Genomic DNA, 17,310 nt, shown 5'->3' on the forward strand with positions numbered 1-17,310 from the left:
TTATGAGTTAATTCTGACATTGCTGTTTTGACTTTAAATTTATGCTTATGTCAATTGATGTAAACCAAAAAGCAACTTCTTGTAAAAAATTAATAGTATTACGCGCTTTACAGCTATTCTTTGATTGACCCACTAGCGGAGGCGGTTTATTTTCTAGCCGGATAATAAAAAGGGTAGATTGATGTCGGCGTCTTATAGTAACGATGAAATAGAAGACAAGTTTTTCTTGCTGGGGCAAAGGGAAATCCTGGGTGCCCTGAACGAACTTGCGCATCGCCGCGAGCCGGTAACGGTGTATTTTAATGATGGCAAGGACTTTATTGTCACCATGATCCTGTCTGCCAGGTCCGATGGCCTGGTGTTTGATATTGGCGGTGATGCACGTTCAAACAAGCTGCTCGAGCAAGCCAAGACCTGTGTTTTCCTGGCTTTGCCGGAAGGCATACGTGTTCAATTTTCTGGTACTGATCCACAGCGTTTCAAATGGGGTGATCAGGATGCATTCTGGGTAGCTATCCCCAAACGCATCATCCGCATGCAACGCCGTGAATATTTCCGCAATCAGCTTCCCATTGTTGACCCGCTGATGGTCAAACTGTATGACGAGAAAGGGCAGATGACTGCTGAATGGCCGATATATGACCTCAGCGTAGGCGGCCTGAGCGTGCAGTTGAACAGCCCGCCAGATCTCAAGTTGCAAGAACGCGTTGCCAAGATGCTCATCGTGCTGGGTGCCAAAAATATCGTCCATTGTGAAGGTGTGGTGCGCCATATCACACCGATGGACAGGGTCAAAGCCGGCAAGCACCGTGTTGGCATCAGTTTTCAGAAACTGCCACACAATATGGATGTCGCAATTCAAAAACATATCAATCAGCTTGAATATGAGCGGCACAAGCTGGAAGTCAAATAAACATCTTTGTTGTCCAGGCTACACCCTGATCCAGCCTGCCGCTTTCACCGCTGCGATGACGGCGATGCAAATCAGCGCCGTACCGGCACTCAAGCATAATTGCATGAGCGGCAGGCTACCAAAATAAAACAGACTGGTGAGTGCCGGCACAAACAAGCCCAACGACAAAATCAGCAGGGCAGATGCCACCACCCACCATAACACCGGGTTAGGCAATGTCAGGTTACGCAGCAACTTGGTCGATAAACTGCGGTTAATAAAGATCAACCCCAAATTGCCCAATACCATCGTGGTAAATGCCATGGTACGTGCCTGATTGGTATCCAGCCCCTGGCTGCGGGCCAAGTAAAACATGGCAACAATTGCCGCCAGCAAAGTCAGTCCTTGTAGCAGACCCTTCCATAAAATCTGGCGGTTGAAGATACTTGCGTCCGGCTTGCGTGGCGGTCGCTGCATCACATCGTCTTCTTCCTGTTCTGCTTCAAACACCAGTGAACAGGTAGGGTCAATAATCAATTGCAGTACCAGGATATGCACAGGCATCAACACCACAGGCCAACCCATCAATACCGGGATGAACGACATGCCTATCACCGGGATATGCACGGCCACGATAAAGGCAATGGTTTTTCGCAGATTATCAAAAATCCTGCGCCCCAGGCGTATGGCTTCCACGATGGCAGAGAAGTCATCATCCAGCAGCACCATGGCAGCCGATTCGCGCGCAACATCGGTGCCGCGTTTGCCCATGGCGATACCGATATGGGCTGCTTTCAGCGCAGGCGCATCATTGACGCCATCACCAGTCATCGCAACGATTTCACCAGACGCTTTCAAGGCGTTCACCAGCCGTAGTTTCTGTTCTGGTGCGACACGACAAAAAATCGATACATCAGGTATGCGTTGCTGCAATTGCGCTTCGTCCATATCAAGCAATTCGCTGCCCGTGATTGATCCGCCAACTGATACCATGCCACATTGCGCAGCGATATTTTTTGCCGTGGCTGGGTAGTCACCAGTAATCATTACCACCCTGATGCCTGCCGTCTGGCATTCTTTGATCGCTTCCGGTACACCTTCACGTATAGGATCGGCCAGGGCAATCAGACCCAGTAGCTGGAATTCAAAATCATGCTGTATGGGCGGCAGATTTTCAGGTAATTCTTCAGACGATGCGGCCGTTGTCGCAATCGGTATTTGCGCCGGACGAAAAGTGGCTCTTGCCACCCCCAGCACGCGCAAGCCCTGTTCTGCCATCCGGTTCACCTGCTGCATCAGATCCTTCAACTGATCTTCGGGTAAATGACATAAGTCGGCGATTGCTTCTGGCGCACCCTTGGCAGCGATAATGTATTGCTCTTTATCTTCAGACGCCCATACGCGTGACATGGCCAGCAGTTCTTTGGACAGCGGATATTCATCAATCAAACCCCAGCTACCATGAAAGTGTTCGGTCCTTCCTAACTTGCCCAGCTTGCTATGTCCTGCCGTTTGTATCGCTACTTCCATAGGATCAAACGGCTCCCGGTGGCTGGCCAGAATCGCATATTCCAGCACCTCATGGCAATCTTCAGGCAAGTCCGCCTGAGTAGCGGTGCAATCAAATACTTTGCCCGATGCGAACAACGCTGCTACCGCCATTTTGTTCTGTGTCAGCGTTCCGGTTTTGTCCACACACAAAACCGTTGTTGCGCCCAGGGTCTCGATGACGGGTATCCGGCGCGTCAACACCCGTTGTTTGGCAATACGCCATGCACCTATGCCCAAAAACAGCGTCAATACCACTGGTAATTCTTCCGGGATCAGTGCCATCGCAAAGGTCAGGCCAACCAGTGTACCGGCCATCCAGTCGCTGCGGCTAAAGCCAAACCAGAGTGCAAGTAATACCGCCAATGCCAGGCTGCCGAGGGCGACATATTTCACGACACTGGCAGTTTCTGCCTGCACGCGTGTAGGCGTAACATCGACTGATTGCAAAGCCTTGCCTATGCCGCCTATCGCCGTGCCGGTGCCTGTCGCCAATACAATCGCCGTGCCCTTGCCCTGTACCACCATGCTACCGGCAAAGACAAACGGTGTGTCTTCGCCACCGGCGCTTCCCATGGCGGCGGGTGCGGTATCAACGGCAGCCTTGCTAACGGGCAGCGACTCACCGGTCAGCAGAGACTCATCTACCGTCATGTTCAGGCAAGACAGCAACACGGCATCAGCAGCTACGCGGTCGCCTTCAGCCAATATCAGGATGTCGCCAGGCACCACTTCGCGCCCCGGTACAGATTGTGGTTTGCCGTTACGCATTACCTGGGCCCGCGGGCTCGACATATCGCGTAATGCTTCTAGGGCTCTTTCAGTTTTATGTTCCTGAAAAAAAGTGATGCCGATAATCACGAACACAAAAGCCAGCAGGACCAGCGCTTCGTTGATATCGCCCAGCACCAGATAAATGCCGCCGCAGGCGATTAGCAGCAGCAACATCGGTTCACTAAGCACCTTGCCAGCGATGCGCCAGTTATTGGCCGGTTTGGAAGCTGGCAATTCATTGGCGCCGGTGGCAAGCAGGCGCTGTGCCGCTTCCTGTCCAGTCAGACCACCTGCGCCATCCTTACCAACTACACCAACTGCTAATGTCGTTGTCATGTCAAATCCGCCAAATGCCCAATTGATAAAGCAATTTATAACAAATACCGCAGCAGAAATGGCTAACTCGTGCTGGCCTGACCTACATCATCTTTTCAGGTTTTGGAGCATCGGTAGAAATGCTGTTACAGTAAGAGTAACAATGCCTCGTGGAAATAAAATGATGATGACAACAGAGCAAATGCGCCAACAAGTCGAACAAACCCTGCGTGACGAGGCCGATTTTGATGACACCCTGGAATTGCTGGCAACCCATATAGCCGCCCATCCTGATGAAGCCGGGTTTTTGCAAATGCGCATTGCACTTTTTGATGCTGCCTACGACTATACCTCTGCATGGCAAGACAGAAAGGCCCTGGCGGTATTGCAGCCAGAAAATCTGGACAACCAGCTAGCCATCTTGTCGCGACAGCACCAGTCAGCAGATTGGATCGCCAGCGACGCTTTTGCTGAAAGAATTCAGGCTCTTCTTCCAGCGGACGACGATGGCGAGGATAGTGACAAGCCTGTCGACCCAGCGCAGGAAGCTGCTCTCGCTGCCTTGCAGAATGATGCAGATGCTTACGCAGCGACACTGCAAAGTGAAGCCATCGACGGTTTCACGCAAATGATGACAACGCACCACATGGATGCTGGCAATGCACGCAAAATACTGGCTGCATGGGTAGATGCCAACATCTGGAATCAATGGCAGCATTACACCTTGATCCTGCAAGCACTGGCGGCACACCCGCATGAAGTTGCTTTCAAAAAAGAAAGAGCCCGCTTGCTGATTTCGCTGTGTGATGCTGTTGAAGAAGACAGTGTCAAAACCCCCATCGGTTATTTTGAACATTTGATGGGCGGCCGCAACCACGCCATCTCCGTCTACCAGGCTATTGCTGCAATTGATGAAGTGGATGATCTGAATGCAGATCCCGCACTGCTGACGAGCAAGGCGCAACTGCTAAAAATTCTTGATGATTATGTTGCAGCAGCATCCTGTCTCAGGCTGGCCGCTACCGCCTATGAAGCCATATTGCAACGTGCCGGCGATGAAGAGCGTGAAGACTTGCAGGCCAATTTGACACAGGTACTGCGTGATGCAATAGCTTGTGAAGGCGGGCGCGAAGCCGTGCAGGCAGCGCATTTTGCCGAGCTACAATCATCCATGACGCGCCTGGATGATTTGCCTGCCATGTTCATGGATAAAGACAGTGCAGCCAACAATATGGCTGGCCCCCTGGCAGAGTTAAAATCCAGCCTGACAGAATGGCAGGCCGCCAGCAAAAATCAGCCAGCCGGACCCGACGAAGAAGAAATACTTGAACTAAAAAACATGGCGGCCAAAATAGCCAATTCCACAATGAGCCTAGTGCACTGGGATCCTATTGCCATCATTCCCATGCAACTGACAGGCTTTGCAGAAGAAATGCCATCCTGGTTTGAAGAAATGGAAGCGGTATTAAACAAAACCAGCTTACAGTTTTTATCCTGGTTTCAAAATGCCTCCAATGTGGCTGCATTGAAGCGCGAAGCGCCCGGTCAGTGCTGGTTGTCCGCCTCGCATGACTTTGCCCTGACCCTGGAAGCTGCTGGCAAAGCGCACCTGAAACGTTGCCTGAGCATGTTCAGTGATGGCAGCCTGATGTTAACATCGGATAGCCGGGGCGGCACCTACTATGTCAGTGGCCCCCATGTGCACAGCTTTGGCGTCTACAAATCCACTCCGCTGACCGAAATGCTGGCCCTGCATCATGCGCGTGTGCAGGCGCATCTGGCAGACCATCCGGCTATCCGCATCAAACCCATGGATAGCCTCGACGATGTCGAAGCATTTGAAAACCTGCTTCGCACCCATAGCCGCGAATTCCGCCTCGCCAACGGCATGACAGATCCTGAAATACGGGGCATGAACGTCAAGTTCAACGACTTCTTTGCCAATGAGCTGAAGCGGGAAGTGGCTGAACGGATTGCCACACTAAAGGCTACCCATCCATAAAACGCTGATTTCAAAATATAGAAAAAAAGTTCTAGACAAAAGTTTCTAGAACATTTATTCTGCTTACATTCTCAAATCAGGATGTCAAGCATGTCGTCTTCTGCTCAAAAATTTGCCATACCCAAGCCCACTGCGTCAGAGCTGAACTTGCTCAAGGTCTTGTGGCAGCACGGCCCCCTGAATGCCAAGCAGGTGCATGAGGCCGTGCAGGCCGAACGCCCTGATCTGGCCTATGCCACCGTGCTGCGGCATTTGCAGATCATGCATGGCAAAGGCATTTTGACGCGCGATGAAAGTCAGCGCTCACATATCTACGCCCCCTCACAAGAGCAGGATTCGCTACAGACCAATCTGCTCAAAGACATGATACAGAAGGTCTTTGCCGGTTCTGGCAAAGCCTTGGTACTGGCCGCCTTGCGTGGCCACGTCAGCGCGCAGGAACGCGACGAGATAGAACAAATTCTTCAGGATGAGAAAAAATCATGATGACTGCCCATACCCTGGCTGAACTGCTTGGCTGGCCGCTGCTGCATTTTGTCTGGCAGGGCGCATTGATCGCCAGCGTCAGCGCTATATTGCTGGCCATCTGCCGTAATGCGCGCCCGCAACTGCGTTACCTGATTGCCTGCTCGGCCATGCTGCTGTGTCTGTTGTGGCCAGCGCTGGGCGTGTTCCAGCAATGGCAGTCACCGCAAGCCATGAGCCTGGAAGCAGCCATGCAACTGGCCGCCAACAGTGCCTTGCCGCTGGACTTGGTCTGGGTGCGCGAAAGCGCATTGGCTGCCCACATAGAAAGCTATCTGCCATTGATCGTTGCCATCTGGAGCACCGGTGTTGCACTGATGATGGTCAGGCTGGGTCTGGGTTTGCTATGGGTGTACCGGCTGGGCAGGCATCTGCCGCAACCGCAGCAGGATCTGTTGCTGCAATACCGCCAGTGGCAGGCCCGTACCGGCCAGATGGCGCAGCAGTTGGGAATCACACGCCGGGTGCAGTTGCAGTTTCAGCAGCAACTGGTCAGCCCCATCACCTATGGTTGTTTTCGGCCAGTGATACTGATGCCCGCCTCTTTGCTGAGTGGCATGCCGTACGACATGATAGAAGCGCTGCTGGCACATGAGCTGGGCCACATCAAACGCTGGGATTACATCGTCAACCTGTTGCAAAACCTGGTGCTGGCAATGCTGTTCTATCACCCAGCGGTATGGTGGCTGTCCAAACGCATCGATGCCGAAAGAGAACTGATTGCCGACGACTTGGCCATTAGCGCCGTTGGCCAGTCGCGCCCCCTGGCCCGTGCCCTGCAATGGCTAGACAAATTACAGATCTCCGCTCAACCTCAGCCTGCCATGGCCGCCCACGGTGGTGACCTGCTGTCGCGCATCAAACGCCTGATACGCCCCGATGCCCAACCCTGGCACTGGAAGATGGCCGCACCCGTATTGGGCATAGGCATGGCTCTGATACTGCTGTTGCAAACTCAATTGATATCGAGTGCAGAAGCGGTGCCGCAAACAGGTGACCGTGAACAGCCAGTGACCCAGCCAGTGACACAGATGGCTACATCAACCCAAGCTGCCAGTCAGCAAAGGACCGCTTACGTGCAGACCCAGTCAGAACATGTACTGGTCATGGACGAACAAAGCGGCAAAGTCCTGCTGTCTAAAAATGCAGACAGCATGGTGCCGATTGCATCCCTGTCCAAACTGATGACCGCCATGCTCACGCTGGATGCAGGGCTGGATAAAAATGAAGCCATTACCATCAGCAAAGAAGACATGGCCGTGTATCAAAGCAGCCAGGTGAAGTTAAAGCAGGGCATGGTCTTGTCACGCCAAAACTTGCTTGAACTGGCACTCATCCCATCCAGCAATGTTGCCGCCAAGGCCCTGTCCAGAACTTACCCTGGTGGCGACGTCGCCTTTGCCGCCGCCTTGCAACAAAAGATCGGCAGCCTGAACCTGCGACAAACTCATCTGGAAGAAGCCACCGGCACCTCATCCAAAAACCGCGCCAGTGCAACCGACATGGCACGCATCGTCAAAGCCGCGGCAGCATACCCCGAATTGCGTCGCCTCACCAGCAGTAGCGAAGGCGCGGTCACCATCGCCGGCAAAACCCAGGAATACCAAAGCACCAATCCCCTCACCAGCAACAAGGACTGGGGCATCTCGCTGTCTAAAACCGGCTATTCCAAGGCGGCGGGCCGTTGCCTGGTCATGCGTACCGTTGTTGCCGGCAAGCCCGTCATCATGGTTTTGCTGAACGCTAAAAATGTGGATGTCCGCAATGACGATGTCCACCATATCCGGGCCATGCTAGACCCGGCTCCTTCCAGCTAAAAAACACTTTTTCCCCACATTTTTTTGACAGTGAAACTTTGCGCCATACCAGGCGCAAGGGCCTGTCACGCCTTAATGAACTTTATGAAAGAACACATCATGTTGTTGCGATTAGCAAGATTCCCTTTGTCGCGCATGGCATTGGCAGCGCTGTCCCTGTTTGCAGGCAGACAGGCGCTGGCCCAGACAGTTACTCCAGCTGGCCAGCAAGTTGAAATCACCGCCAAGCCCCAGCAAGTGCGTGAACGCCAGGACGACATCGGCCTGCGCAGCACCTATGGCCGTGAAGAGATCGATAAATATGGCGACACCAATCTCAGCGATGTATTGAAACGCCTGCCTGGCATCAGCGTTACCGAAAGCAAAGGCAAGGGCGCAGAAATCCGCATGCGTGGTCTGGGTAATGGCTATACCCAGATTCTGCTGAACGGCCAGGCCACGCCCAATGGTTTCACCATCGACAGCATCGCTCCTGACCTGATAGAAAAAATCGAAGTCATGCGCGTGGCCGGTGCCGATGTCAGTGCCCAAAGTATCGCTGGCACCATCAACATCGTGCTCAAGAAAAAAAGCGGCAATCAATCGACAGAAATCAAATCCAGCGCTGGCCTGCAAGCCGGGCGCTTGTCTGGCAACGCGTCGTGGAGCGTGGCCGACCATCTGCCGGTCGCTATGGCAAACCAGGCAGACATCAACTACGTGTTTGCCGGCAGCATCGAAAGCAATACCAACGATGTTAATGGCATACTGCGCGAAGGCCAGTACACACTGTCCAAAGCAGGACAGTGGCAAACAATGGCAGACCTGCAACTGCAACAAACGCAGCAAAGCCGTCGCGATGCCATCAGCCTGACACCGCGCCTGAACTGGAAGATTGATACCCAAAACAGCCTCAGCTGGCAAGTCTATGTGAACTATGCGCGGTTAGAAAATGCCAAGTATGAAAAAGAAACAAGCGTGGCAGGCGACAGCACAGAATTTCCTGACAACCACAGCATCTGGGCCGCCCATATCCTCACCAGCCGTAATGACATCAACTGGGAACGTCGCCTGGCAGACAGTGCCAAATTAAACATCAACTGGGGCTGGAACCATTTTGACCGCGACGCCAAATTTCAATTCTGGGGTAATGACAGCAAAGGCGTACAGACCACACATCGCTATGTGACCGGCGACGCCAATGAAAACGAATACCGCTTCAGCGGTAAATACCTGGCACCGTATTCAGAAAGCCATGTACTCAGCCTGGGCTGGGACAGCAGCCGCAGCGCCCGCACAGAAGGCCGGGACGAAATCGACATCAATATCGCAGAGGGCAGCATCACGCCAGACAGCCATCACTACCAGGCAGGTCTAGTCAAACTGGCGGCCTACATACAAGACGAATGGACCATCAATACCGCCTGGTCTGCCTACCTGGGTTTGCGCTGGGAACGCATCACCAGCAATAGCCGCGAGGCAGGCGAATTTGATTTTACAAACCGATCTACCATGCTTAGCCCCATCTTGCAAAGCGTATGGAAGCTGGATGCAAAACGACAATGGCGCTTTGCCCTGAACCGCAGCTTCAAACTGCCCACCGTCGCCAACCTGGTGCCGCGTCGTTTTCGCGTCGACAACAACAATACACCCTTGAATGCAGACTTTCAGGGCAACCCCCAATTGCGCCCGGAACGTGCCTGGGGCCTGGACCTGGCCTATGAACATTACCTGACCGATTCCAGCCTCATCAGCATCAACACCTACTGGCGACGCATACAAGACGTCATGCTGGAACAAACAAAGCAAATCGGCACTACCTGGCTTTCAATGGTAAGCAATAACGGGCGTGCCAAAGTCATCGGGCTGGAAGTGGAAGTCAAAACCAAGCTGCAAGAATTGTCCCCCACTTTGCCGCCAGTAGAACTGCGCGCCAATCTCAACCGCAACTGGTCAAGCGTGGACCAGGTGCCAGGGCCAAACAACCGCCTGGCCCATCAGGCGGGTCTGCTGATCAGCACCGGGGCGGACTACCAGATCAACCCTGCCTGGCGCACCGGTGCAGATTTCAGTTTTCAGACCGCAGACAACATACGCGAATCCGACAACATCAGCACCCACACCGGCCCCAAACGCAACCTGGATATCTACCTGAGCTGGAAACAAAGCAAACAAAGCCAGTGGCGCTTTTCAGTCACCAACGTCTTGCAGCAAGACCGCCTGGTCAGTGGCGACTACACCGCAGATACACAGCGCTGGACAGATGCCGGACGCGAACAATCCGCACGCACCTGGCGCGTGGTGTGGGAATGGCGCATGTAATGCAAGCCCATAGATTCAGCACATCAAATTAAAGAAATTTTAAAAACAATTTTGAGAAATTTTAGGCAAATAAAATGAAATCATCAGCACTGCAAATTTTAAGAATCAGCATCCTTGCCATCGGCACCATGCTTACCATGAAAGCCACCAGTGCCGACGCCGACACCGACACAAAAGCTGCCGCCATCAAGCGCGCCGCAGATGAAGCCATACTTCCCGTCATGAAAGCACACGCCATCCCCGGGATGAGCATCGGCATTTTTGCCAATGGCAAACAATACGTATTCAACTATGGCCTGGCTTCCAAATCAGACAGCAAGCCCGTCACCGATACCACCCTGTTTGAGATAGGCTCCATCAGCAAAACCTTTATCGCAAGCATGACAACCCTGGCACAGGGCAGGGGCAAGCTGGCACTGACCGACACAGTTGCTGACCACCTCGCCAGCCTGAAAGGCAGCAGCTTTGGCGAAACCACCCTGCTGAGCCTGGGCACCCACACCACAGGCGGCCTGCCGCAACAGGTGCCGGATGAGGTGTCGAATAATGAACAACTGATCAGCTATTTAAAAAACTGGAAACCAGACCATCCTCAGGGGCAGTACCGCACCTATAGCAATGTCAGCATAGGTTTGCTAGGCGTCATTGCAGCGCAAAGCTTGCAACAGCCAACTGCGACCATCATGCAAGAGCAAATCTTCCCCGCCTTGAATATGAAAAATAGCTATATCGTCGTACCCGACAGCAAACGGGCAGACTATGCGCAAGGCTACAAACAAGACGACACCCCAGTCCGCCTGAAAGACGATGTACTGTCCGCAGAAGCCTACGGCGTCAAAACCACCGCCAGCGACCTGGTGCAATTCATCAAGGCAAATATCGGCGAGATGAAACTGACACCAGAATTCGCACTCGCCCTGAAAAACACCCACACCGGCTATTTCAAAGCCGGCGGCATGACCCAAAGCCTGGTCTGGGAACTATACCCCTACCCGACAGATATCGCCGCAGTCATCGAAGGCTCCACAGACCACATGGCCCGCGACGCCACACCCGTAAAAGAGATCACCCCACCAATGATTCCAGGCACAAATGTATTCATCCACAAGACTGGCGCCACCAACGGATTCGGCGCATACATCGCCTTTGTGCCAGAAAAGAAAATGGGGATTGTTATCCTGGCTAACAAGAATTATCCGAGTGCAGTGCGGATTAAGACGGCGCAGAAAATTCTTGGGCAATTGGGGTTGTGAATCTCTGGCGGGATTGACTGAATTGGCCTCAAAGCAAGGTGCTTTTTGTAATAGTTCAAGCTTTCTCTCTGCGCATGTAGAGAATGGGTAACGCTCGCCTGAAGGGGAGGAAAAACCTGAGGGTGAGCGCCAGCAGTGATGTAGTTTGGTTGGAGGAATGAATAGCGCTAACCCAATTTTTTAGACTCCATCGTCGCAGCCGTGAGATCAAGTTATAGTTTCTGTCAGAGCACGTATCCCAATCTGTTAGACTCACGCTCACGCTTGATTCTGGCAAGCTCCAGTTCCGGTCAGAGCACATATCCCAATCTGTTAGACTTGCAGGCGGCAAGGCATTTAAGGAAATCATGTTCCGGTCAGAGCACATATCCCAATCTGTTAGACTCCGAAGGTGGCGCGCATCTGCTTGCAGTAAGTTCCGGTCAGAGCACATATCCCAATCTGTTAGACTGCGTAGTGTTGCAGGGTGATGGTGTTTGACGTTCCGGTCAGAGCACATATCCCAATCTGTTAGACTCCACCGCTGGATTTCGCTAGCCCGCCGGGTGTTCCGGTCAGAGCACATATCCCAATCTGTTAGACTGAAAATAGACCGAAAGGACTGACATGGCACGTTCCGGTCAGAGCACATATCCCAATCTGTTAGACTTAGAAGGATGCACACCATCAGTGGTGTCGAGTTCCGGTCAGAGCACATATCCCAATCTGTTAGACTCCGGACAATTGCAATATCTGCACTTCCAGTGGTTCCGGTCAGAGCACATATCCCAATCTGTTAGACTAGCAATGCGGAAAAGTCAACCAAGGCACGAGTTCCGGTCAGAGCACATATCCCAATCTGTTAGACTGTTTCCAACTTCAACCTCGACAGTGCCCTCGTTCCGGTCAGAGCACATATCCCAATCTGTTAGACTGTAATAGGATTGCAGCCAGCAGCGATGGGAGTTCCGGTCAGAGCACATATCCCAATCTGTTAGACTCTGGCCTCTTCTCAATGTGGGACCGCGCACGTTCCGGTCAGAGCACATATCCCAATCTGTTAGACTCAGGACTTCGCCTGCGGCAAGGTACATCCAGTTCCGGTCAGAGCACATATCCCAATCTGTTAGACTGCGGGGTTATATGGGATTACCATTAAATCCCGTTCCGGTCAGAGCACATATCCCAATCTGTTAGACTGCGGGGTTATATGGGATTACCATTAAATCCCGTTCCGGTCAGAGCACATATCCCAATCTGTTAGACTTTGAGGCCGCGACATATGGCGATGAATTCAGTTCCGGTCAGAGCACATATCCCAATCTGTTAGACTCCCTATGTGATACAGCTCATGTTCTACAAGTTCCGGTCAGAGCACATATCCCAATCTGTTAGACTAGAGGAGGCTGCATGCCCAGAGAACGTAAGGTTCCGGTCAGAGCACATATCCCAATCTGTTAGACTTCCGGCAATTTCTTTCCCCGTGCCTCTGCTGTTCCGGTCAGAGCACATATCCCAATCTGTTAGACTGCCACTTGGACCGTACAGTACGCCGATGCCGTTCCGGTCAGAGCACATATCCCAATCTGTTAGACTTAATTGAAGCCCGGGAACTCTGGTGCCCCAGTTCCGGTCAGAGCACATATCCCAATCTGTTAGACTTGCAATTGATATCGGTACAGCCTTAATCCAGTTCCGGTCAGAGCACATATCCCAATCTGTTAGACTCGGTGCGCCCGTTGAAGTGAAGTACGAAAGGTTCCGGTCAGAGCACATATCCCAATCTGTTAGACTGGCAGTTGGATGCGCAACCAGCTACCGCTAGTTCCGGTCAGAGCACATATCCCAATCTGTTAGACTAACTCACCAGCGCGGGTTGACCGTCTACCTGTTCCGGTCAGAGCACATATCCCAATCTGTTAGACTGAAGAAGCTATGGGTTACCAGCACCTGATGCGTTCCGGTCAGAGCACATATCCCAATCTGTTAGACTTGATTGCAGTCAGGGCAGCAGACGAAGTAAGTTCCGGTCAGAGCACATATCCCAATCTGTTAGACTTGCGGTGGCGTTGGTGAGTAGCGGCTTTGTGTTCCGGTCAGAGCACATATCCCAATCTGTTAGACTCGGCGAAGGAAGCAAACGAACGCGCTCAGAGTTCCGGTCAGAGCACATATCCCAATCTGTTAGACTCCTTGATTGTTGATCATGATGGTTCCTTTGGTTCCGGTCAGAGCACATATCCCAATCTGTTAGACTGATTGAATCCACCGGTACCAGCACAGAGGCGTTCCGATCAGAGCACATATCCCAATCTGTTAGACTTTGATTCAGTCCGTTATAAAAATCATTGCCGTTCCGGTCAGAGCACATATCCCAATCTGTTAGACTTGAAGTCATCGACGTAGCGGATGTAGTGCCGTTCCGGTCAGAGCACATATCCCAATCTGTTAGACTCTTTGTAGGAGTCTTTGGTGTTACTGACTAGTTCCGGTCAGAGCACATATCCCAATCTGTTAGACTCGCAAACAAAGACATGATCCTGAAAGCGTCGTTCCGGTCAGAGCACATATCCCAATCTGTTAGACTTTCAAGACATTTAGTGCCTACCTGTTTGTAGTTCCGGTCAGAGCACATATCCCAATCTGTTAGACTCTGTAGTCAGTTACACGCCACACGACTACTGTTCCGGTCAGAGCACATATCCCAATCTGTTAGACTTGTTTGCTTTGATACATCAGGCCTTTTGTCGTTCCGGTCAGAGCACATATCCCAATCTGTTAGACTCAGGGCGACAGCCAGCAAAGCATCGCCAGAGTTCCGGTCAGAGCACATATCCCAATCTGTTAGACTAATCTCCAATAAATTGAGTGGACTGCGGAAGTTCCGGTCAGAGCACATATCCCAATCTGTTAGACTTGCCCTTGTATGACACGATGGCGGCGCACAGTTCCGGTCAGAGCACATATCCCAATCTGTTAGACTCAAACATGGCGCGCTGCTGCATGTGTTTTCGTTCCGGTCAGAGCACATATCCCAATCTGTTAGACTTGATTAGCCTATATCCCCACATCGCCAGCAGTTCCGGTCAGAGCACATATCCCAATCTGTTAGACTTTCGGCATCAGTCGTTAGAACAGTGCCAACGTTCCGGTCAGAGCACATATCCCAATCTGTTAGACTCCTGATGCCTTTTACCAACTTAATCTGATCGTTCCGGTCAGAGCACATATCCCAATCTGTTAGACTTTATGTCGTAGCCAAGACAAGCTCTACAGGGTTCCGGTCAGAGCACATATCCCAATCTGTTAGACTCTAGGTTTTTTCCTCTTAGGTCGCCTAATTGGTTCCGGTCAGAGCACATATCCCAATCTGTTAGACTGTCATGCCGTGCTTGCTGTTCAGTTCGTACGTTCCGGTCAGAGCACATATCCCAATCTGTTAGACTCACCGGAAGCTATGCAACGGTGGCGTCACAGTTCCGGTCAGAGCACATATCCCAATCTGTTAGACTCGGCGACATCTAAACACACACAACTAATCAGTTCCGGTCAGAGCACATATCCCAATCTGTTAGACTGTTCACCCAGAAGTGAATACAGTTGGCAAAGTTCCGGTCAGAGCACATATCCCAATCTGTTAGACTGCCAACCTGTCCTACAACAACAGTAACCTAGTTCCGGTCAGAGCACATATCCCAATCTGTTAGACTCCACCCGGCACCATTGATTAGGCCCCCGGAGTTCCGGTCAGAGCACATATCCCAATCTGTTAGACTCATACACTGAGTATTCACCGTCCCGGACAGGTTCCGGTCAGAGCACATATCCCAATCTGTTAGACTACATTCCAGGCCACCCTTGACCGCTCATTAGTTCCGGTCAGAGCACATATCCCAATCTGTTAGACTGATTCCCGTTTTGTACATTCTTATAGGGGCGTTCCGGTCAGAGCACATATCCCAATCTGTTAGACTCAAAGGTCACGGCTTACCCGCACACGATCAAGTTCCGGTCAGAGCACATATCCCAATCTGTTAGACTACTCAGGGTGATGATACCGTGCATTTCTCACGTTCCGGTCAGAGCACATATCCCAATCTGTTAGACTCTTGTGCGATAGCTTGCGCATCAGGGAAGCGTTCCGGTCAGAGCACATATCCCAATCTGTTAGACTCTCGAACCACGGCTCAGGACACAGGTTGTAGTTCCGGTCAGAGCACATATCCCAATCTGTTAGACTAAACGATTGAAGATCAAAAAGTGCGCCAAAGTTCCGGTCAGAGCACATATCCCAATCTGTTAGACTGTATCAGGTAGCCGCAAACCAGAACTACCAGTTCCGGTCAGAGCACATATCCCAATCTGTTAGACTTAATATTATGATTATAATCACTGTATTAAGTTCCGGTCAGAGCACATATCCCAATCTGTTAGACTTTTCCTCGATGCCTTATTGCGATGCGTGTTGTTCCGGTCAGAGCACATATCCCAATCTGTTAGACTTAAAAGCCTGGTCTGCGAAATCATCATCAGGTTCCGGTCAGAGCACATATCCCAATCTGTTAGACTGCCTTGCCAAGAAGCTTAACGTTCTTGACCGTTCCGGTCAGAGCACATATCCCAATCTGTTAGACTGCTTCTCTTTCGCGTTTGCTGATTTCTGGCGTTCCGGTCAGAGCACATATCCCAATCTGTTAGACTTGTAGCGTTTGTACGGTATGGAACCATCAAGTTCCGGTCAGAGCACATATCCCAATCTGTTAGACTCGGCGCGGTCTGTCAGGGTTTGGCGCTACTGTTCCGGTCAGAGCACATATCCCAATCTGTTAGACTGGTTTAGGAAAGATTAAGCGTGAGCGCGCCGTTCCGGTCAGAGCACATATCCCAATCTGTTAGACTTCAAAGACTTCAAGCGCTTTACAGGTGTCCAGTTCCGGTCAGAGCACATATCCCAATCTGTTAGACTTAAGCGCATCATGCGTGGCAAACGTTGTGATGTTCCGGTCAGAGCACATATCCCAATCTGTTAGACTAAAAAACGTAATATCGACTGGGAAGCCGTAGTTCCGGTCAGAGCACATATCCCAATCTGTTAGACTTGGCATCAGCACCACGTTTGCTACCTGCCCGTTCCGGTCAGAGCACATATCCCAATCTGTTAGACTTTCAGGGACTTTTCTTTTTCGGCGGGAGCTGTTCCGGTCAGAGCACATATCCCAATCTGTTAGACTGAAGCAAACCACACTATGACGGCGGTACGTGTTCCGGTCAGAGCACATATCCCAATCTGTTAGACTAAACCACGGAAAGGATCGCCTGCAACCAGGGTTCCGGTCAGAGCACATATCCCAATCTGTTAGACTGGTTGCGATCGCGTGGTTATACCCCTGACAGTTCCGGTCAGAGCACATATCCCAATCTGTTAGACTTCAGCGCTGTTGAACATGTCCGATTTCGTCGTTCCGGTCAGAGCACATATCCCAATCTGTTAGACTTGCTTCACGCCGTGGGAACGCAGATAACCAGTTCCGGTCAGAGCACATATCCCAATCTGTTAGACTTGGAACAGTGCGAAGAGATGGCGGTAATGTGTTCCGGTCAGAGCACATATCCCAATCTGTTAGACTTCTTATAACCCATGGACTTCAGCTCAGACAGTTCCGGTCAGAGCACATATCCCAATCTGTTAGACTTTCAAGACATTTAGTGCCTACCTGTTTGTAGTTCCGGTCAGAGCACATATCCCAATCTGTTAGACTTTAACGGTTATAAACAACATCAGTATCCATGTTCCGGTCAGAGCACATATCCCAATCTGTTAGACTTTTAGAAAGATCAGAATTGATTTTCTTCAGGTTCCGGTCAGAGCACATATCCCAATCTGTTAGACTCCATATCTCAGAC

7 protein-coding genes and 1 CRISPR repeat array (1 of these 8 only partly in view) are annotated in these 17,310 nt (G+C 51.5%); of the genes, 6 read left to right on the forward strand and 1 reads right to left on the reverse strand.

All coding sequences use genetic code 11. The features are described from left to right. The first annotated feature begins 181 nt into the window (after positions 1 to 181). Positions 182 to 913, forward strand: coding sequence for a flagellar brake protein (locus ACO0LK_RS22930; protein ID WP_422979195.1), 732 nt, complete (start codon positions 182 to 184; stop codon positions 911 to 913). An 18-nt stretch (positions 914 to 931) separates the two neighbouring features. On the opposite strand, the gene ACO0LK_RS22935 is transcribed toward ACO0LK_RS22930, so the two are convergent. After that, entirely contained in the window at positions 932 to 3,550 is a 2,619-nt protein-coding gene (locus ACO0LK_RS22935) for a cation-translocating P-type ATPase (RefSeq protein ID WP_422979197.1), read from the reverse strand. Between the two features lie 160 nt (positions 3,551 to 3,710). On the opposite strand from ACO0LK_RS22935, the gene ACO0LK_RS22940 reads away from it, so the two are divergent. From ACO0LK_RS22940 to ampC, 5 genes are all read left to right on the forward strand, one after another. Continuing rightward, positions 3,711 to 5,531, forward strand: coding sequence for a hypothetical protein (locus ACO0LK_RS22940; RefSeq protein ID WP_422979199.1), 1,821 nt, complete (start codon positions 3,711 to 3,713; stop codon positions 5,529 to 5,531). Positions 5,532 to 5,621: 90 nt separating this feature from the next. After that, positions 5,622 to 6,017 carry a BlaI/MecI/CopY family transcriptional regulator gene (locus ACO0LK_RS22945; protein ID WP_422979201.1) on the forward strand — a complete coding sequence of 132 codons (396 nt, stop codon included), beginning with the start codon at positions 5,622 to 5,624 and terminating at the stop codon, positions 6,015 to 6,017. After that, on the forward strand, positions 6,014 to 7,873 hold the full coding sequence (locus tag ACO0LK_RS22950; protein ID WP_422979203.1) for a M56 family metallopeptidase: 1,860 nt from the start codon (positions 6,014 to 6,016) through the stop codon (positions 7,871 to 7,873). The genes ACO0LK_RS22945 and ACO0LK_RS22950 overlap by 4 nt, the downstream gene beginning before the upstream one ends. A 99-nt stretch (positions 7,874 to 7,972) precedes the next feature. Further along, positions 7,973 to 10,174 carry a TonB-dependent receptor plug domain-containing protein gene (locus ACO0LK_RS22955; protein ID WP_422979205.1) on the forward strand — a complete coding sequence of 734 codons (2,202 nt, stop codon included), beginning with the start codon at positions 7,973 to 7,975 and terminating at the stop codon, positions 10,172 to 10,174. Between the two features lie 74 nt (positions 10,175 to 10,248). Continuing rightward, positions 10,249 to 11,427 (forward strand): class C beta-lactamase, encoded by a 1,179-nt coding sequence (gene ampC, locus ACO0LK_RS22960; protein WP_422979207.1) that lies wholly within the window; start codon positions 10,249 to 10,251, stop codon positions 11,425 to 11,427. 217 nt (positions 11,428 to 11,644) lie between these two features. Next, positions 11,645 to 17,310: direct repeats of the CRISPR family, unit length 36 nt; unit sequence GTTCCGGTCAGAGCACATATCCCAATCTGTTAGACT (it continues 1,043 nt past the right edge of the window).

This window comes from Undibacterium sp. Ji49W (genome assembly GCF_049340205.1).
Lineage (GTDB): Bacteria > Pseudomonadota > Gammaproteobacteria > Burkholderiales > Burkholderiaceae_D > Undibacterium.

Excerpts from the sequence above, each read along its gene's own strand:
- ACO0LK_RS22955 (WP_422979205.1), top strand. The coding sequence starts at position 7,973 with ATGTTGTTGCGATTAGCAAGATTCCCTTTGTCGCGCATGGCATTGGCA.
- ACO0LK_RS22950 (WP_422979203.1), top strand. The coding sequence starts at position 6,014 with ATGATGACTGCCCATACCCTGGCTGAACTGCTTGGCTGGCCGCTGCTG.
- ampC (WP_422979207.1), top strand. The coding sequence starts at position 10,249 with ATGAAATCATCAGCACTGCAAATTTTAAGAATCAGCATCCTTGCCATC.
- ACO0LK_RS22935 (WP_422979197.1), bottom strand. The coding sequence starts at position 3,550 with ATGACAACGACATTAGCAGTTGGTGTAGTTGGTAAGGATGGCGCAGGT.
- ACO0LK_RS22945 (WP_422979201.1), top strand. The coding sequence starts at position 5,622 with ATGTCGTCTTCTGCTCAAAAATTTGCCATACCCAAGCCCACTGCGTCA.
- ACO0LK_RS22930 (WP_422979195.1), top strand. The coding sequence starts at position 182 with ATGTCGGCGTCTTATAGTAACGATGAAATAGAAGACAAGTTTTTCTTG.
- ACO0LK_RS22940 (WP_422979199.1), top strand. The coding sequence starts at position 3,711 with ATGATGATGACAACAGAGCAAATGCGCCAACAAGTCGAACAAACCCTG.